14 protein-coding genes are annotated in these 17,562 nt (G+C 73.0%); 7 read left to right on the plus strand and 7 right to left on the minus strand.

Features of this window, described 5'->3' with window-relative positions:
• Positions 1-5: 5 nt before the first annotated feature.
• Entirely contained in the window at positions 6-1,616 is a 1,611-nt protein-coding gene (locus DEH69_RS12945; protein ID WP_258534632.1) for an alkaline phosphatase, read from the minus strand.
• A gap of 105 nt (positions 1,617-1,721) precedes the next feature.
• Positions 1,722-3,053 (minus strand): TerD family protein, encoded by a 1,332-nt coding sequence (locus DEH69_RS12950; protein ID WP_113687095.1) that lies wholly within the window; start codon positions 3,051-3,053, stop codon positions 1,722-1,724.
• Positions 3,054-3,175: 122 nt separating this feature from the next.
• On the opposite strand from DEH69_RS12950, the gene nhaA reads away from it, so the two are divergent.
• Together nhaA and DEH69_RS12960 are read left to right on the plus strand one after the other, a co-directional pair.
• Entirely contained in the window at positions 3,176-5,062 is a 1,887-nt protein-coding gene (gene nhaA, locus DEH69_RS12955) for a Na+/H+ antiporter NhaA (protein WP_113687096.1), read from the plus strand.
• Positions 5,063-5,165: 103 nt separating this feature from the next.
• On the plus strand, positions 5,166-6,002 hold the full coding sequence (locus DEH69_RS12960; RefSeq protein WP_113687113.1) for an endo alpha-1,4 polygalactosaminidase: 837 nt from the start codon (positions 5,166-5,168) through the stop codon (positions 6,000-6,002).
• Between the two features lie 60 nt (positions 6,003-6,062).
• On the opposite strand, the gene DEH69_RS12965 is transcribed toward DEH69_RS12960, so the two are convergent.
• Entirely contained in the window at positions 6,063-6,791 is a 729-nt protein-coding gene (locus tag DEH69_RS12965) for a response regulator (RefSeq protein ID WP_113687097.1), read from the minus strand.
• Positions 6,788-8,428 (minus strand): sensor histidine kinase, encoded by a 1,641-nt coding sequence (locus tag DEH69_RS12970; RefSeq protein WP_113687114.1) that lies wholly within the window; start codon positions 8,426-8,428, stop codon positions 6,788-6,790. The genes DEH69_RS12965 and DEH69_RS12970 overlap by 4 nt, the downstream gene beginning before the upstream one ends.
• Positions 8,429-8,663: 235 nt before the next feature.
• On the opposite strand from DEH69_RS12970, the gene DEH69_RS12975 reads away from it, so the two are divergent.
• Positions 8,664-10,088, plus strand: coding sequence for a cation:dicarboxylase symporter family transporter (locus tag DEH69_RS12975; protein WP_113687115.1), 1,425 nt, complete (start codon positions 8,664-8,666; stop codon positions 10,086-10,088).
• A gap of 159 nt (positions 10,089-10,247) precedes the next feature.
• On the opposite strand, the gene DEH69_RS12980 is transcribed toward DEH69_RS12975, so the two are convergent.
• Both DEH69_RS12980 and DEH69_RS12985 read right to left on the minus strand, forming a co-directional pair.
• Positions 10,248-11,708 carry a beta-N-acetylhexosaminidase gene (locus tag DEH69_RS12980; RefSeq protein ID WP_113687098.1) on the minus strand — a complete coding sequence of 487 codons (1,461 nt, stop codon included), beginning with the start codon at positions 11,706-11,708 and terminating at the stop codon, positions 10,248-10,250.
• Positions 11,709-11,712: 4 nt separating this feature from the next.
• Complete coding sequence (locus tag DEH69_RS12985; RefSeq protein WP_113687099.1) at positions 11,713-12,456, minus strand: MIP/aquaporin family protein; 744 nt, start codon at positions 12,454-12,456, stop codon at positions 11,713-11,715.
• A gap of 294 nt (positions 12,457-12,750) precedes the next feature.
• Between DEH69_RS12985 and DEH69_RS12990 the strand changes: the two genes are divergently transcribed.
• The 4 genes from DEH69_RS12990 (at position 12,751) to DEH69_RS13005 (ending at position 16,955) form a co-directional block, all read left to right on the plus strand.
• Complete coding sequence (locus DEH69_RS12990; protein WP_113687100.1) at positions 12,751-14,970, plus strand: NADP-dependent isocitrate dehydrogenase; 2,220 nt, start codon at positions 12,751-12,753, stop codon at positions 14,968-14,970.
• Between the two features lie 269 nt (positions 14,971-15,239).
• On the plus strand, positions 15,240-15,977 hold the full coding sequence (locus tag DEH69_RS12995; protein ID WP_113687101.1) for an AfsR/SARP family transcriptional regulator: 738 nt from the start codon (positions 15,240-15,242) through the stop codon (positions 15,975-15,977).
• A gap of 137 nt (positions 15,978-16,114) precedes the next feature.
• Positions 16,115-16,441, plus strand: a complete 327-nt coding sequence (locus DEH69_RS13000; protein ID WP_181727416.1) for a helix-turn-helix transcriptional regulator — start codon at positions 16,115-16,117, stop codon at positions 16,439-16,441.
• 109 nt (positions 16,442-16,550) lie between these two features.
• On the plus strand, positions 16,551-16,955 hold the full coding sequence (locus tag DEH69_RS13005) for an SRPBCC domain-containing protein (RefSeq protein WP_258534633.1): 405 nt from the start codon (positions 16,551-16,553) through the stop codon (positions 16,953-16,955).
• A gap of 6 nt (positions 16,956-16,961) precedes the next feature.
• Here DEH69_RS13005 and DEH69_RS13010 read toward each other — a convergent pair whose 3' ends face one another.
• Positions 16,962-17,387 carry a pyridoxamine 5'-phosphate oxidase family protein gene (locus DEH69_RS13010; RefSeq protein WP_113687103.1) on the minus strand — a complete coding sequence of 142 codons (426 nt, stop codon included), beginning with the start codon at positions 17,385-17,387 and terminating at the stop codon, positions 16,962-16,964.
• Positions 17,388-17,562: the final 175 nt, after the last annotated feature.

The raw sequence follows: 17,562 nt of genomic DNA on the forward strand, positions 1-17,562 counted from the left end.
CGGGGTCAGGCGCGCTGGATGCCGGGGCGGCCGTCCTCGACGACCAGCCTGGCGCGCGTGGACATGCGCCCGCCCGGCGTGGTGACCCGGTCGGCGACGCGGTAGTCGGAGGTCCACTCGTCCGGGGTGATCCGGCAACTGACGTAGCCGCGCTGGACGTTGTGGTAGTGGATGTGGGGGTTCTCGGCGAGCAGGGTCAGCCCGTCCTCGTCGTGGTCCATGCCGTCCATGCCCGAGCTGATGGACGTGCCGACGAACTCGGTGCCGACGGTGGCCGATCCCGGGTCGTCGAAGTCCAGCTTGAGGTCGGAGGCCACGCTGCGGTGGAGGTCGCCGCCGAGCGAGATCAGATTGCGCACGCCGCGCTCGTGGGCGCCGCCGATGACGCGGTCGCGCGAGGCGGCGTAGCCGTCCCACGTGTCCATCGGCACGCCCTGCTCGGGCCCAGGCACCATTTCGAGGCGCGCCATCGCGTTCTGCTGCCCGATGACGTTCCACCGGGCGCGGGAGGTGGCGAGGCCGTCGAGCAGCCAGCGCTCCTGCTCGTCGCCCGTCAGGGTGCGGGCCGGGTCGAGCGAGCCGGGGTTGGGCGGCTTGATGCCGTCGCCCATGGCCTGGTCGGAGCGGTACTGGCGGGTGTCGAGCACGCTGAACTCCGCGAGCGTCCCATAGCGGAGTCGCCGGTGGAGCCGCATGTCGGGGCCCGTGGGCGCCTGGTCGAGGCGCAGCGGCATGTGCTCCCAGTAGGCGCGGAAGCCGTTGGCGCGGCGCACCAGGAACTGGTCGGCGGGGCCGCCGGGGTGGGGGAACTCGTCGGCCCAGTTGTCGACGACCTCGTGGTCGTCCATGGTGACGATCCAGGGCGCGGAGGCGTGGGCGGCCTGCAGGTCGGGGTCCAGCTTGTAGAGGGCGTAACGCTCCCGGTACTCGTCGAGCGTCACCGTCTGGCGCATCGCGTGGAGGTCGCCCGAGCCCGGCCTGATGCCCTTGTCCGCGCCGAACTCGTAGATGTAGTCGCCGAGGAAGAGGACGACGTCGTGGTCGCGGCGCGCGAGGTCGGCGTGGGCGGTGTAGAAGCCCTCGAACCACGCCTGGCACGAGGCGAACGCCAGCGTCATCGACGACAGGCGGTCCCCGGGCGCGGGGGCGGTGCGGGTGCGGCCGACGGGGCTGAGCTGGCCGCCGACGCGGAAGCGGTAGAAGTAGCGCCGCCAGGGCCGCAGTCCGCGGACGTCGACATGGACGGTGTGCGCGTACTCGGGGCGGGCCGTCGCGGTGCCGCGGCGCACGATCCGGGCGAACGACTCGGTCTCGGATACCTCCCAGCGCACCTCGACGGGGCCGCGGTCCATGCCGCCGAAGGGCGCGAGGGGCTCGGGCGCGAGGCGGGTCCAGATGACGACGGCGTCGGGCAGCGGGTCGCCCGATGCGACGCCGAGCGTGAACAGCGGCCCGCGGTCCAGGCGGGACGCAGGGGTCGCGCGGGCCGCGGCGGTGGCGTCGTCGCCGCGGGTCAGCGCGCCGGTCATGGCGAGGGCCGCGGCGGCTCCCGTGACGGTCACGAATCTGCGTCGGGTCGCGGCGAGGGCCGCGGGACCTGGAGTTTTCTCGTGCACGGCTCGCATGACACCGCGCCGCGCTGAACCCGTCCCGGGGAACAGGGGAACCGTGCGTGAACACCCGCCGCGCCCCCGCCCCCGGCCCTTAACCCGCGGGAGGCGTCATGTCCTGTGCTTGAACTCCACGGGCCCGGCGTTCATCGCGATCGTGCCGTCGCGGTGGAGCAGGGGGCGCTTCTCCGTCATCCGCGCGCTGTACGCCTCGATCTGCCTGATGGCCACACCCCCGGAGGCGGTGAAGTCGGCGAGCGCGATGGCGACCCAGTAGCGGGTCCTGGTCTTCTCGAAGAGCGGCACCGTGACCTCGGAGCCCCGGCCGTCGCTCACGACGACATGGGCGCCGAAGCTGAGGAACGAGCCCGCGCCGTTGCTCAGGGCCGAGTAGGCGCAGAAGAGCACATAGCCCTGGTCGGCGGGGCGCGTGATCCTGATCGTCTCCTTGCCCGGCATGCGGGCGTCGCCGTCGAGGGAGATGAACGGGGCCTCCTTGAGCGAGCCCAGGTTCCTGTAGTAGACGGCGTCCTTGCTTGCCTCGCCGCTCGGGCGGCGGTAGCGGCCGCGCTTCTTGACCGCCTCGGCGGGCGGGGGCGCGCCCTCGGGCACATGGTCCTTGCGGACGAGCGTGCCGGGCTCGAGGGCGCCGGGGAGCACGTCGGACGCGGGGACGAAGAGGGCGTAGAAGTCGAGGTCGGCGCCCTGGATGACGCGTTGGGCGCTGCCGCCGTCCCAGATCAGGCGCGCGGTGACGACCAGGTCGGCGTCGCCCTTGTCGAGGCCGATGGCGACGCGCCCGCCCTTGTCGAGGCTGACCGCGCCGAGCGGGGCGGGCGGGGGCGGCGGCGCGGCGGGCACGGGCGGGGCGAGGGGCGGCGCTGGCGCGGGCGCGGCGACCGGTGGCTCGGGCGCGGGATCCTCGTCCACCGAGATGCCGAAGTCCGTGGCCACCCCGGCGAGTCCAGCCGCGTACCCCTGCCCGACGGCGCGGATCTTCCACCCCCCGCCCCTGCGGTACAGCTCGACCAGCACGGCCGCCCGCTCCCCCTCCGTGAGCGGCGGGACGACGAACTCGACGCCCTCGCCCGCCCCGTGCGCGACCCGCACGGCGAGCCCTCCGACCTCGGCGAACGTGTGGCTCTCGTCCTCGGGGTCGCAGCTGCCGACGAGCACGACGCGGTCGACGTCGGCGGGCAGCCTCGCGGGCTCGACGACGACGCGCTCGGGGAGCTGGGCGCCGCCCGTCGGGGTGTGCCGCACGGCCCCTTCCTCGGCCTCGGGCTGGTTGAAGAAGACCATGTCGGCGTCCGACCTGACCTTGCCATCGGCGGCGAGCAGCAGCGCGCTCAGGTCGACGGGCGCCCCCGAGCAGTGGAGTTCGGCGACGACCTGCGAGCCGTCGGTCAGTGGCGCGTTGGCGCCCTTGGCGAGCTGACTCATGGCGTCTCCCGTGCGGCGGCGGTCCCTGCGGTGTCGCGCTCCGCAGTGTAATCAGCGCGCGCCCGGGGCAGCAGGGCCGCGTCCGCCCGGGAGAACGCGAGGGGCGCGGGCAGAATTGCCGGGTGACCGAACCCGGGACATCCCCGCCCTATTCGGGCCAGACGACGGACGAGCAGGACACGCGGACCCCGCTGCGCCTCTTCCTGAAAACGGAGACGGGCGGCGCGGTCGTGCTGCTCGCCGCCGCCGTCATGGCGCTCGTGTGGATCAACGCGGCGCCCTCCTCGTACGCCTCCGTCTGGCACACCGACCTGTCGATCCGCCTCGGCGCCTGGGAGGTGGCGCTCGACCTGCGCGAATGGGTCAACAGCGGCCTGATGACGCTCTTCTTCTTCGTCGTCGGCCTGGAGACGCGCCGCGAGTTCGACATGGGCGAGCTGCGCGAGCGGCGGCGGGTGGTGCCGCTGCTCGCGGCGGGCCTGAGCGGGATGCTGCTGCCGGTCGCCATCTTCCTCGTGATCAACGCGGGCGGCTCGTCGGCCGGTGGCTGGGGGGCGGCGATGTCCACGGACACGGCGTTCGCCCTGGGGATCCTCGCGCTCTTCCGCTCGCGCTTCCCCAAGGGGCTGCGCACGTTCCTGCTGACGGTGACGGTCGTGGACGACTTCGCCGCGCTCGGCGTGATCGCGTTCGTCTACAGCGAGGACTTCGACCTGCTGGCGCTGCTGATCGGGCTGGGCGTCTTCGCGCTGATCCTGGCGCTGCGCGCCGGGGGCCTGCGCCGGGGCGCGGCCTACGCGGTGCTGGGGATCGCGGCGTGGGTGGCGTTCCTGGAGTCGGGCGTCGACCCGATCGTGGTGGGCCTGGTGATGGGGCTGCTCACGTTCGCCTATCCGGCGGCGCGCGGGGATCTGGAGCGCGCCACCGACCTGTTCCGGCTGTTCAGGGAGCAGCCGACGGCCGAGTACGAGCGGTCGGTGCGCTCGGGTCTCGCGTCGGCGCTCTCGCCCAACGACCGGCTCCAGCGGCTGTTCCACCCGTGGTCGAGCTTTGTGATCGTGCCGCTGTTCGCGCTGGCCAACACGGGAGTGGAGCTGGGCGGCGGGCGGCTGGCCGACGCGTTCGCCTCGCCCGTCACGCTGGGGATCCTGCTGGGCTTTCTCATCGGCAAGCCGCTCGGGATCGCGGGCGCGTCCTGGCTGACGGCCCGGCTGAGCGGGGGGCGGCTGCGCCCGCCCGTGGGCTGGGGCTCGACGCTGGCCTCCGGCACGATGGCCTCGGCGGGCTTCACGGTGTCGCTGCTGATCGCGACGAAGGCGCTGAGCGGCGAACGCCTCGAGGAGGCGAAGATCGGGATCCTCTCCTCGGTGGTCGGCGCGGCCGCGCTCGCGTGGCTGGTGTCGCGGGGGCTGCGGCTGCTGCCGCGCCGGGCCAGGGTCGACGCGCTGCTGGGCCGGTCCGAGCTGATCACCGATCTGTCGCCCGACGTAAACCCGGGGCGCGACCATGTGCGCGGGCCCGCCGAGGCGCTGGTGACGCTCGTGGAGTACGGGGACTTCGAGTGCCCGTACTGCGGCCAGGCCGAGCCGGTCGTGCGGCGGCTGCTCGCCGAGGTCGGCAATCTGCGGTACGTGTGGCGGCACCTGCCGCTGCACGATGTGCACCCCAACGCGCGCCTTGCCGCCGAGGCGGCCGAGGCGGCGGCAGAGCAGGACGCGTTCTGGCGCATGCACGACCTGCTGCTCGACCACCAGGGCGCGCTGCGCATGCCCGACCTCGTCGGATACGCCGAGGAGCTGGGCCTCGACGTCGACCGCTTCCGCGACCACCTCCAGCGGCGGCGGGGCGCGACGCGCGTGGCCGAGGACATCGAGTCGGCCGACCTCAGCGGCGTCTCGGGCACCCCGACGTTCTTTGTCAACGGCCGCCGCCACCACGGCGCCTATGACATCGACAGCCTGACCGAGGCGGTGCGCGCGGCCAAGGCGCGGGCGGCGCTGGCTCGTTGAGCCGTGGGGCGCGGCCCGACTTGCGGTGTGACGGCGGGCCGGGGTGTACTGCGCTGTGCCCGCTCGCCCCCTCGTGCCGCGTTGGACGTCCCGGCCGCGCGCCCTGTCACCTGCCCCCTTCCTGGCCCTGATCACCGTGATCGCCCTGATCGCCCTGGTGGCGACGGCCTGTTCGGGCGGCGGCTCCGATGACGCGCCGTCGGCCCAGGACCCTCCGGCGCCTCCTCCATCGGAGACGCCCGAGCTGTGGCGGCCCGAGCCCGGCCTCGACTGGCAGTGGCAGCTCAACGGCACGCTCGACCCCGATGTCGACGTGCCGGTCTACGACATCGACGGCTTCGACCACGGCGCCGACGTGGTGGACGCGCTGCACGGGCGCGGGGTCAGGGTGATCTGCTACATCAACGTCGGCGCGTGGGAGGACTGGCGGCCCGACGCCGCCGACTTCCCCGGCGAGCTGCGCGGCCTCGGCAACGGCTGGGAGGGCGAGCGCTGGCTCGACATCAGGGAGCGCGACGTGCTGCGCCCGCTGCTGGCCGAGCGGTTCGACATGTGCGCGGAGAAGGGCTTCGACGCGGTGGAGCCCGACCTGGTCGACGGCTACCTCAACGACACCGGCTTCCCACTCACCGCCGGTGACCAGCTCGCCTACAACCGCATGGTGTCCGAGCTGGCCAGGGAGCGCGGCCTTTCCGTGGGGCTCAAGAACGACCTGGACCAGATCCCCGAGCTGCTCGACGACTTCGACTTCGCGGTGAACGAGGAGTGCGCGGCGTTCGGCGAGTGCGAGCGGCTGCGGCCGTTCATCGAGGCGGGCAAGGCCGTCTTCCATGTCGAGTACGAGCTGGCCGCCGACGAGTTCTGCGCGGAGACCACCGCGCTGGGCCTCAGCTCGCTGGTCAAGCGATGGGACCTGGACGCCTGGCGCGAGACCTGCTGAGCGCGCGGGTGGGGCCCTGACCTCGCCGGGGCCCCGCCGGGGCGTCGCGGCCGCCGTTGCCTAGGACGGCCTGACCCGCCAGCGGTAGTGCAGCTCGGGGCGGCCCACCTGGCCGTAGCGGGGGGCGCGTTCGGCCAGCCCCGAGGCGACCAGGTGCTCCAGGTAGCGGCGGGCGGTGATGCGGGAGATGCCCGCGATGGCCGCCGCCTCCGCGGCCGTCGCCGTGCCCTCACGCTCGCGCAGCGCCCGGGTCACGGCCTCGAGCGTGGGGCCGCTCATGCCCTTGGGCAGCGCGGCGGGGCGGGGGGCGCGCAGCGCGGCGAGGGCGCGGTCGACCTCCTCCTGGCCGCTGGCCTCGCCCGCCGACGCGCGGAACTCCGCGTAGCGCACGAGCCGGTCGCGCAGGGTCGCGAACGTGAACGGCTTGAGCACGTACTGGACCACGCCGAGCGAGACGCCCTCCCTGACCACGGCCAGGTCGCGCGCGGATGTCACCGCGATGACGTCGATGCTGTGGCCCGCCGCGCGCAGCGAGCGGACCAGGCGCAGGCCGTGGCCGTCGGGCAGGTAGAGGTCGAGGAGCAGCAGGTCCACGCGGACGCGCTGGAGGGCGCGGCGGGCCGCGGCGGCGGAGTGGGCCGCTCCGCGGACGGTGAAGCCCGGCACGCGCTCGACGTACTGGCGGTGGGCGTCGGCGGCGAGCGGGTCGTCTTCGACGACCAGGACGCGTATGGCCGGGTCGAGGGCGACGCGGGTGGCGCGTTCGCCGCCAGGTCCTGTGAGGGTCATGCGGGCACCTCCGTGCGCAGGGGCAGCCGAACGGTGAACTCGGCCCCGCCTTCGGGTGGTCGGGCGGTGGCGAGGGTGCCGCCGTTGCGCCGGACGGCCTGGCCGACCAGGGCGAGGCCGAGGCCGTGGCCCGGCCCCTCGGCCTCGGCTGGCTTGGTGGTCCAGCCCCTGCGGAACGCGGCGTCCAGGGCCTCGGGGGTCAGCCCAGGGCCCGTGTCGCGCACCGCGAGCAGCAGCTCGCCGTCCTCGGCGCGCGCCGTCACGGTGACGCGCGCCCCTGTGGGCCCGGTGGCGACCTCGGCCGCGGCCTCGACGGCGGCGTCGACGGCGTTGTCGACCAGGTTGCCGAGGATGGTCACCAGGTCGCGGGCGGGCAGGGTGGGCGGGAGCACGCCGTCGTCGATGCGGCTCTCGGGCGCCAGGACCAGCTCGACGCCGCGCTCGTTCGCCTCGGCGGCCTGGCCGAGCAGCAGCGCGGCGAGCACCGGCTCGCCGACCGCGCCCACCACCTGGTCGGTGAGCGCCTGGGCCAGCTCAAGCTCGGCGGTGGCGAACTCCACGGCCTCGTCAGCGCGTCCCAGCTCGATCAGCGAGACGACGGCGTGCAGGCGGTTGGCGGCCTCGTGCGCCTGGGAGCGCAGGGCCTCGGCGAAGCCGCGCACCGAGTCGAGCTCACCGGCGAGCGCCTGGAGCTCGGTGTGGTCGCGCAGGGTGACGACGGAGCCGTGGCGCTCGCCGCCCGAGACGGGCGAGGTGTTGAGCGCGACGATCCGGTCCTCGGTGACATGCACCTCGTCCACGCGGGGACCCGCGGAGAGCAGCGCGTCGGTCAGGGGCTCGGGCAGGCCCAGGTCGCGGATGTGCCGCCCCGCCGGGTCGCCCGTGAGGCCGAGGAGTTCGCGGCCCGCGTCGTTGATCAGCCCGATCCTGCCCGAGGAGTCGACGAGCAGCAGCCCCTCGCGGACGGCGCGCAGGGTCGCCTGGTGGTAGTCGTGCATGCGGCCGAGCTCCGCGGCGTTCATCCCGTGGGTGTGGCGGCGCAGCCGGGCGCTGAGGACATAGGTGACGGCCCCGCCGAGCGCGAGCGCGGTGGCGGCGACCACGAGGAGCGCGGTGACCTGCCCGGCCAGCCGGTCGCCGATGGCCTCGACGGTGAGCCCCGCGCTGACCAGGGCGATCACCTCGCCCCCGCCCTCGGGTCCCGAGCGCACGGGGGTGACCACGCGGACGGAGCGGCCGAGGGTGCCGGTGTAGGTCTCGGTGAAGGTGGCGCCCTCGACGGCCTGCCTGGTGTGGCCGACGAAGTGCTCGCCGATCCGCTCGGGGTTGGGGTGGGTCCAGCGGACCCCTTCGGTGTCCATGATCGTGATAAAGGTGATGCCGGTGTCGCGGCGCACGCCCTCGGCGTACGGCTGGAGCGCGGGCGAGGGGTCGGGCGCGAGGGCGGCCTCGCGCACATAGGGCGAGCTGGCGATGGCGCGCGCGGCGGCGGTCACCTGGTCGAGCGCGGCGTCCTCGGCCTGCTCCCGGTCGGTGACATAGGCGAACACGACGCACCCGGCGACCAGCACGGCGACCAGCGCCGCCTGGAGGGCGAAGAGCTGGCCGGCGAGGCTCCGGGGGCGAGGCAGGCGCATGTCGACAGTGTGCACGGACGGTCAACGTGGGGGAAACCCACGTTTCGGTGGTCGGCGAACGATATGAACGCAACCGTGACGGGGGTCACAGGCGGGTGGAGAGTCACCGGGACGCCGGGTGCGCGGCACGCCCCCGGCCCCCGCCGTGGCCTTGGCGCCACGCGAGCCGCTCACATCGCACGCACCACTCCACCCACCGCTCCACCCACCGCTCCACGACGACGAGGAGACCACCGTGGCCCCCACCACGACGACGGAACCGGGAAGCAAGCCGGACGGGAAGGGCGCCCGTCGGCGCGACCGGACCCACTATCTGTATATCGCCGTCATCCTGGCGGTGATCGCGGGCATCGTGGTGGGCCTCGCCTTCCCCGACGCCGGCGTGGAGCTGAAGCCCCTGGGCACCGGCTTTGTGAACCTGATCAAGATGATGATCTCCCCGATCATCTTCTGCACGATCGTGCTGGGCATCGGATCGGTCCGCAAGGCCGCCAAGGTGGGCGCGGTCGGCGGCCTTGCCCTCGGCTACTTCGTGGTGATGTCCACGCTGGCCCTGGCCGTGGGCCTGCTCGTGGGCAACTTCCTCGAGCCCGGCTCGGGGCTGCGCATCACCGAGGCCACCGCGGACGCGGGCGCCGCCCAGGCGGAGGGCGCCAGCGAGTCCACCGTGGACTTCCTGCTCGGCATCATCCCGACCACGTTTGTCTCGGCGTTCACCGAGGGCGAGGTGCTCCAGACGCTGCTGATCGCGCTGCTCGCGGGCTTCGCGCTCCAGGCCATGGGCTCGGCGGGCGCGCCGGTGCTGCGCGGCGTCGAGCACATCCAGCGGCTGGTCTTCCGGATCCTCGCGATGATCATGTGGCTGGCCCCGGTGGGCGCGTTCGGCGCGATCGCCGCCGTGGTCGGCGAGACCGGGGTCGACGCGCTGCGGTCGCTCGCCATCATCATGGTCGGCTTCTACGCGACGTGCCTGATCTTTGTGATCGGCATCCTCGGCCTGCTGCTGCGCCTGGTGACGGGCGTCAACCTGTTCTCCCTGCTGCGCTACCTGGGCCGGGAGTTCCTGCTGATCCTGTCCACGTCGTCGTCGGAGTCGGCGCTGCCGCGGCTGATCGCCAAGATGGAGCACGCCGGCGTGAGCAGGCCGGTCGTCGGCATCACCGTGCCGACGGGCTACTCGTTCAACCTGGATGGCACGGCGATCTACCTCACCATGGCGTCGCTGTTCATCGCCGAGGTGATGGGCGACCCGCTGACGCTGAGCGAGCAGATCTCGCTGCTGATCTTCATGATCATCGCCTCCAAGGGCGCGGCCGGGGTCACGGGCGCGGGCCTTGCCACCCTGGCGGGCGGGCTCCAGTCGCACCGGCCCGAACTGCTCGACGGGGTCGGGCTGATCGTCGGCATCGACCGCTTCATGAGCGAGGCGCGCGCGCTGACCAACTTCGCGGGCAACGCCGTGGCCACGGTCGTCATCGGCGTCTGGACGAAGGAGGTCGACAAGGAGCGGATGCGGGAGGTGCTCGCGGGGCGCGTGCCGTTCGACGAGAAGACGCTCGTCGACCACGGGCACGCGGCGCCGCCCGAGCCCGAGGCGCCTGCCGCCGCGCCCGCGCGGGGGAAGGCGACGACGGAGAAGGCGGATCCGGTCGGCGTCTGACCCCGTTCGCAAGCCGCGGCGCCCCGCCCGGCACTCCCCCGCTCGCGCGGGCCTGGCGCCGCGTTCGAGGCCGTCTCCCCGACGGGCCGCTGGCCAGGGCAGCCCTCACTGCCCTGGCCGCCCCCTTGCCAGAACGTTCGGCGTCAGAACGTTCCCAGGTCAGGCCGTTCCCAGGGACGCGAGCGGGTGGTAGCGCACGCCGAGCGCGTCGAGCAGCGGGAGGTGGCCCGTCAGCCGGGCGTGGAAGTCGGCGAAGTCCCGCTCCCCCGCGCGCCAGCCCACCTCGGCGAGAGCGGCGAGCCTGGGATAGGCGCGCCACTCCACCAGGTCGGTGGTGGGCAGGTACTCGCTCCACAGCTGGCCCTGGACGCCGAGCACGGAGGGAAGCGGGCGGAAGCCGTGCACCTTGTCGAGCGGCAGGCCGTGCCGGATGGCCAGCGGCTCGTCGGGCCCGTCCGCCTCGGCCCAGTCGAGATAGGTGAACTCCTCGGGCGCGGCGACCACGTCGAGGCCCGAACGCGTCGCCAGCTCCACGCGGTCCACGCCACGCCAAGCGAAGACCGCGGCGTCGTCAGGCACGCCCTGCTCGATCAGCTCGTCCCAGACCGCGGCCCTCCTGCCCAGCTTGCCGAGGTGGGTGGCCAGCTGCCCGGCCCACCAGCCGAGCAGGCGCTCGGGCCCGTCAAGGCCCTCGGTGGCGATCCGCCGCCCGGCCTCGACGCTGACGGCCCACTCGTCGGGCGGGACCTCGTCGCCGCCGATGTGCACATACTCGAACGGGAAGACATCGGTCAGCTCGTCGAGCACCTGCCGCACAAACTCCACGGTGCCGTCCGCGGTGTTGAGGACGTGCTGGGAGATGCCCCAGCGGATGCGCACCGGCAGCTGCCGGTCCGGGTCGTTGCCCAGCCAGGGGTAGGCCGCGATCGCCGCCTGCATATGGCCTGGCGCGTCGATCTCCGGCATGATCCGCACCCCTCGGCGGGCGGCGTAGGCGACGAGGTCGCGCAGCTCGTCCTGGGTGTAGAAGCCGCCATGGGGGGTGTCGTTCTCGCGCCCTTCGCGATTGTGACCCACCACGGAACCGGTCCTGAACCCGCCGAACTCGGTCAGCCTTGGATAGCGCTTCACCTCGAAACGCCAGCCCTGGTCATCGGTGAGGTGCAGATGCAGGGTGTTCAGCTTGTGGAGGGCCAGCAGGTCGACGTACTTGTAGAGGAACGGCAGCGGGTGGCACCAGCGCGCCACGTCGAGCAGGGAGCCGCGCCAGGCGAACCTGGGGCGGTCGGTGATCTCCACGTGGGGCAGGCGCCCTTCGCGGGTCAGCTGGCGCAGCGTCTGCACCGCCCAGCGGAGCCCCGCGGGGGCGGTGGCCTCGGCGCGGGCGCCGTCCTCGGTGATCGCCAGGCGGTAGCCCTCGGCGCCGAGGGCGGGGTCGTCGGTGAGGGTCAGCTCGATCTCGGAGCCCGAGCCGTGCGCGCCCAGGAGCTCGCGGGCCAGCTCGGCGATGTCGTCGGGTCCGCGGACTCCGGTGTCGGGACCGATGGGGAAGTGGCCGTCGAGGACGCGGAGGGACTCGGGACGCGGTATCAGCGGCGGCGTTGTGTTCACGGGGTCCATGAACTCATGCCGAGGGGTAGGCGAGGAAGAGGAGGGCCGCGAGCGCGCCGCCCGCGATGGGCCCGGCCACCGGCACCCAGGCGTAGCCCCACTGCGCGTCGCCCTTGCCCTTGATGGGCAGCAGGAACGCGTAGGCCAGGCGCGGTCCGAGGTCGCGGGCGGGGTTGATGGCATAGCCCGTGGGGCCGCCGAGGGATGTGCCGATCACGATCACCACGAAGGCGACGGCGGCGTAACCGAGCGCGGCGTTGCCGAAGTTGGGGATTCCGCCCTCGTCGGTGAAGACCGGCGAGAACAGCACGAAGGCCACCAGGACGAAGGTCCCGATGGCCTCGGAGACGACGTTCCAGACCCGGTGGGGTATCTGGGGCGCGGTGGCGAATATGCCGAGCGTGCCGCCGGGTTCGGGATGGTCGTCGAACTGGAGCTTGTAAGTGGCCCAGCAGAGCACCGCGCCGAGCACGCCACCGGCCAGCTGGGCCAGCAGGTACACGGGGACGTCCGACCACTCGGCCTTGTCCGCGATGGCGAGGCTGAGCGTGATGGCGGGGTTGAGATGGGCGCCGGTGGGCGCCGCGAGGCTCGCGCCGGTGAACACGGCGAATCCCCAGCCGATGTTGATGAAGAGGGGGCCCCCGCCGTTGCCGTTGGTGCGGCGCAGCACATGGTTCGCGACGACGCCGGTGCCCAGCAGGATCAGCACGGAGGTGCCCAGCAGCTCCCAGAGGAAGATCGAACCTTGGCTCATCAACTACCTCCACAGCGTTGTGGCTTCGCACGCCGGTGGTGCCGACGAATGCCCGCGAACCCTACTTGATCACGGCAGCGCGCTGAAGGCCGCGCGCACGAGAACCTGTGCGCGCGGGAACGCCACGGCGCCCCCGCGCCCGGGTCGTGGGGGCGGCGGCTGGCGCCGACGCGCCGCCGCCACGCCCGGGGGCATGGCTCGGGGCGGAGCGCCGTGCGGTGGGCCGGGGGCACCAGATATCTTGATGTCAAGCAATGTCAAGCAAGGTTGCAGAGACGTGAGCGGAGCAACGCGGTGACTGACTCGACCATCATCTACACGCACACGGACGAGGCCCCGGCCCTGGCGACGTATTCGTTCCTGCCGGTGGTCGAGGCGTATGCCTCGACCGCGGGTGTCGGCGTGGAGAGCCGTGACATCTCCCTGGCCGGGCGGATCATCGCCAGCTTCCCCGAGCACCTGGAGGAGAGCCAGCGCGTCGACGACGCGCTCGCCGAGCTGGGCGCGCTGGCCCGCACCCCCGGGGCCAACATCATCAAGCTGCCCAACATCTCGGCCTCGATCCCGCAGCTCAAGGCGGCCATCGCCGAGCTGCGCGAGCAGGGTTACGCGCTGCCCGACTACCCGGACGACCCGAAGACGGACGAGGAGCGCGACATCCGCGCCCGTTACGACCGGGTCAAGGGCAGCGCGGTCAACCCCGTGCTGCGCGAGGGCAACTCCGACCGCCGCGCGCCCGCGTCGGTGAAGAACTACGCCAAGGCGCACCCGCACCGCATGGGCGCCTGGTCGGCCGACTCGAAGACCAACGTCGCGCACATGGAGGGCGACGACTTCCGCTCCACGGAGAAGTCGGCGATCGTCGCCGAGGCGGGCTCGCTCCGCATCGAGCTGGCCGGGGACGACGGCAGCACGACGGTGCTGCGCGAGTCGGTGCCGGTGCTCGCGGGCGAGATCGTGGACGCGGCGGTGCTGCGGGTGGGCGCGCTGCGGGAGTTCCTCGCGGCGCAGGTGGCACGGGCCAAGAGCGAGGGCGTGCTGTTCTCGGTGCACCTCAAGGCCACCATGATGAAGGTGTCGGACCCGATCATCTTCGGTCATGTGGTGCGCGCGTTCTTCCCCAAGACGTTCGCCGCGCACGGCGCGACGCTCGCGGCGGCGGGCCTCACCCCCAACGACGGCCTCGGCGGCATCATCAAGGGGCTCGACGCGCTGCCCGAGGGCGCGGAGATCAAGGCGTCGTTCGATGCGGAGCTGGCCGATGGCCCGGAGCTCGCGATGGTCGACTCCGACCGCGGCATCACCAACCTGCACGTTCCGAGCGATGTCATCGTGGACGCCTCGATGCCCGCGATGATTCGCACGTCCGGTCACATGTGGGGCCCGGACGGTCAGGAAGCGGACACGCTGGCGGTCATTCCCGATAGCAGCTACGCCGGTATCTACCAGGCCGTGATCGACGACTGCCGCGCCCACGGCGCCTACGACCCGGCCACCATGGGCTCGGTGCCCAATGTCGGCCTGATGGCGCAGAAGGCCGAGGAGTACGGCAGCCACGACAAGACGTTCGAGATCCCCGCCACGGGCACGGTCCGCGTGGTCGACGGCAACGGCACGGCGCTGCTGGAGCACGCGGTGAGCGCGGGCGACATCTGGCGCATGTGCCAGACCAAGGACATCCCGGTCCAGGACTGGATCAAGCTGGCGGTCAGCCGCGCCCGCGCCACGGGCGACCCGGCGATCTTCTGGCTCGACGAGGGCCGCGCGCACGACGCCAGCCTGATCGAGAAGATCAACACCTATCTGCCCGAGCACGACACCGAGGGCCTGACCATCGAGATCAAGTCGCCGGTGGACGCGATCAGGTTCTCCCTCGAGCGCATCCGCAGGGGCGAGAACACCATCTCCGTCACCGGCAACGTCCTGCGCGACTATCTGACCGACCTCTTCCCGATCCTGGAGCTGGGCACCAGCGCCAAGATGCTGTCGGTGGTGCCGCTGATCAACGGCGGCGGGCTGTTCGAGACGGGCGCGGGCGGCTCGGCGCCCAAGCACGTGCAGCAGCTGGTCAAGGAGAACTACCTGCGCTGGGACAGCCTGGGCGAGTTCCTGGCGCTGGCGGTCAGCTTCGAGCACCTGGCGCAGACCACGGGCAACGCCCGCGCCCAGATCCTCGCCGACACCCTGGACCGCGCGACGGCGACGTTCCTCAACGAGAACAAGTCGCCGAGCCGCCGCGTCGGTGGCCTGGACAACCGCGGCAGCCACTTCTACCTCGCGCTGTACTGGGCGCGGGAGCTGGCGGGCCAGTCGAAGGACGCGCGGCTCGCCGAGGCGTTCGGGCCCCTGGCCAGGACGCTGGCCGAGCAGGAGCAGACCATCGTGGACGAGCTGGTCGCGGTGCAGGGCTCGCCCGCGGACATCGGCGGCTACTACCGCCCCGACCCGGCGAGGACGACCGCCGTGATGCGCCCGTCGGCCACGTTCAACAAGGCGCTCACGCTGCTCGGCTGAGCCGCCTTGGCCTCCCGGCGGGGACTCGTTGTCCCCGCCGGGGGTCCTTCGGGCGGTCCTTCGGGGGGTCCCGTCGCGGGCTCCTTCTCGGGCCCTCGGCCGCTCAGAGCCGCCGAACGCGCGGCACGCACCACCGGGCCCTCCGAAGCCGTCGTCCAGGCGACGTAACAGAACACCTCTAGGGTGTCGGCCATGAGGGAGAGTGACAGAGGCGGGCGGCCGGGGGAGGCCACGCTCGCGTTCTCCGCCCGAGGCCTCCGCACATCCTGGTGAACGGGGGCCCCCTGAGGCTCGGCGTGCTGGGCGACATCGCCGCCTGGCGGGGCGCCGAGCCGTTGGACATCGGGCACGCGCGGCAGCGGCACGTGCTGGGCGCGCTGCTGCTCGAGCCAGGAACGGCCGTCCCCGGCGAGGAGTTGGCGCGCCGCGTGTGGGGCGCGCGCCCGCCGCGCGGCACATCGGCGCTGTACGGCTATGTGTCGCGGCTGCGACGGGCGTTGGCCGGTGGCGGCGCGGACATCGTGCGCGACCGGGCGGGTTACCGGCTGGAGGCGGAGGCGGGCCCCGCGGCGGTGGACGTGTGCCGTTTCCGCGCGTTGGTGGTCAGGGCCGGGGCGGTGAAGCGCGACGAGGAGGCCGCCGCGCTGTGGGACGAGGCGCTGGGGCAGTGGCGGGGCGAGGCGTTCGCGGGGGCGGACGCCCCCTGGTTCCGCGCCCAGCGCGAACGCCTCGACGCGGAACGCCTCGCGGCCCGCCTCGACGCGGCCGATGTGGCGCTGCGGCTGGGCCGACAGGGCGCGCTGCTCGGGGAGTTGGCGGCCAGGGCCGGGGACCACCCACTCGACGAGCGCATGGCGGGGCAGCTGATCCTGGCCCTGCACCGGGAGGGGCGGCACGCGGAGGCGCTTGCGTCGTTCGAACGCGTACGGCTGCGGCTGGCCGAGGAGTTGGGCCTCGACCCTGGCCCGGCGCTGCGGCGGCTGCGCGAACGCCTGGCCAACGCGTAACCCATGGGTCACGCTTCCTGCGTGGCCGACGACGAGCGGAACGACAAGCCGAGCGATGGACACAGTGACGCGCCGAGCGACGCGTTGAACGGCGTGGCGGGCGCGATCGCCGGGCGGTTCGCCGGGAGATCCTGGTCATGCCGCGCCACACCCGGCTCTCCGCGGGCGAGATCGCCGGGCGGTTCGCCGTCAGCAGGCCCGCCATCAGCCGCCATCTGCGCGTGCTGCGGGAGAGCGGGCTGGTGACCGACGAGGCGGACGGGCGGCGGCGCCTCTATGCGCTCGATCCGTCCAGGCTGGCCCAACTGACGGCCTGGCTCGCCCAGTTCGAGCAGCCGTCGCCCTGGGCCCAGCGGTTCGACGCGCTGGGGACCGAGGTGGCCCGCGCCCGCAGGGACCGGCGGCATCGCGAACCGGCCGAGGAGGGCCGCTCCGGCGGCACGGCAAGGAGGGACACCGCATGACACCGACCGAACCACCCGCGCCCACCGGGCAGTCGCTTCCCGCGGACGCGGGGTACGGCCTGTCCTCACCCGCACCTACCGCGGCTCGATCGACGACGTGTGGGCCAGCGTGACCGAACCGGAGCGCACCGCGCGGTGGTTCGGCCCGTGGCGGGGCGAGGCCGCGCCCGGGAGAACGATCGAGGTGCGGATGGCGTTCGAGGCGGAGGCGCCCTGGTGCGCGCTGCGCATCGACGCCTGCGAGCCGCCGCGCCGCCTGGCCGTCTCGATGGACGACGAGTCGGGGGCGTGGCCCGTGGAGCTGCTGCTCGACGAGACCGGGGACGGCGCAACGACGCGGCGGCTGGTCCACCACCGCCCCTCCGCGGAGGGGATCGGCGAGATCGGCCCCGGCTGGGAGTACTACCTGGGCCTGCTGATCACCTCCCGCGAGGACGGGGCGACGGCGTGGGACTTCGACGCGTACCACCCTGCGCAGAAGGCGTATGACGAGGGGCTGGCGCCCACGCCATAGCGCGGGCTAGAGCGCGCCGAGGTCCGAGCTGTACCAGCGCTCGGGCCGCATGTGGAAGACGATCTGCTCGCCGTGGTCGGCGAGCGCGTACGCGACGTAGCCGTCCACCTTCTCGGCGGGCAGGTAGCGCACGGCCAGCCCGTGCAGGACCTCGCGCGTGCCCTCGGTGGTCCCGACGACCGGGCCCTCGACGCTGACATAGCGGATGGTGGGCTCGATGCGTTCGACCATGAGGCTGAACCGGCCCGCGGCCTTGATGAGGCGCGCCTTGCGCGAGTCGACGCCGGTCAGGACGGTCACCTCGCCGCCTGGCTCGTACGCGTACCAGATCGGAAGGGTCAGCGGCCCCCGCCCCGCCCCGGCGTCCACGGCCAACGCGGCGATATGGGGCTCGGCGAGGAACTGCTCTCGCTCAACTCGGCTCAGCGGCATACCCGCCACCCTAACGACGCGCCCTAACGACGCGCCCGAACGACGGCCAGTGCGGCGCGGGGAAGGGCTCGCGGGCCCACACCGTGGTGAGGGGGGTCGCGAGCCCTTCCGGGGTGGGTCGGCTCATGGTCCTGTGGTGTGCCAGATGGTTTTGGTTTCGAGGTGGGTGGTGAGG

Source organism: Streptomyces sp. PT12, from assembly GCF_003311645.1.
GTDB lineage: Bacteria > Actinomycetota > Actinomycetes > Streptomycetales > Streptomycetaceae > Streptomyces.

Coding starts and splice junctions, on each gene's coding strand:
- DEH69_RS12965 (WP_113687097.1), bottom strand. CDS start 6,791: ATGACCCTCACAGGACCTGGCGGCGAACGCGCCACCCGCGTCGCCCTC.
- DEH69_RS12980 (WP_113687098.1), bottom strand. CDS start 11,708: ATGGACCCCGTGAACACAACGCCGCCGCTGATACCGCGTCCCGAGTCC.
- DEH69_RS12950 (WP_113687095.1), bottom strand. CDS start 3,053: ATGAGTCAGCTCGCCAAGGGCGCCAACGCGCCACTGACCGACGGCTCG.
- DEH69_RS12970 (WP_113687114.1), bottom strand. CDS start 8,428: ATGCGCCTGCCTCGCCCCCGGAGCCTCGCCGGCCAGCTCTTCGCCCTC.
- DEH69_RS13010 (WP_113687103.1), bottom strand. CDS start 17,387: ATGCCGCTGAGCCGAGTTGAGCGAGAGCAGTTCCTCGCCGAGCCCCAT.
- DEH69_RS13000 (WP_181727416.1), top strand. CDS start 16,115: ATGCCGCGCCACACCCGGCTCTCCGCGGGCGAGATCGCCGGGCGGTTC.
- DEH69_RS12985 (WP_113687099.1), bottom strand. CDS start 12,456: ATGAGCCAAGGTTCGATCTTCCTCTGGGAGCTGCTGGGCACCTCCGTG.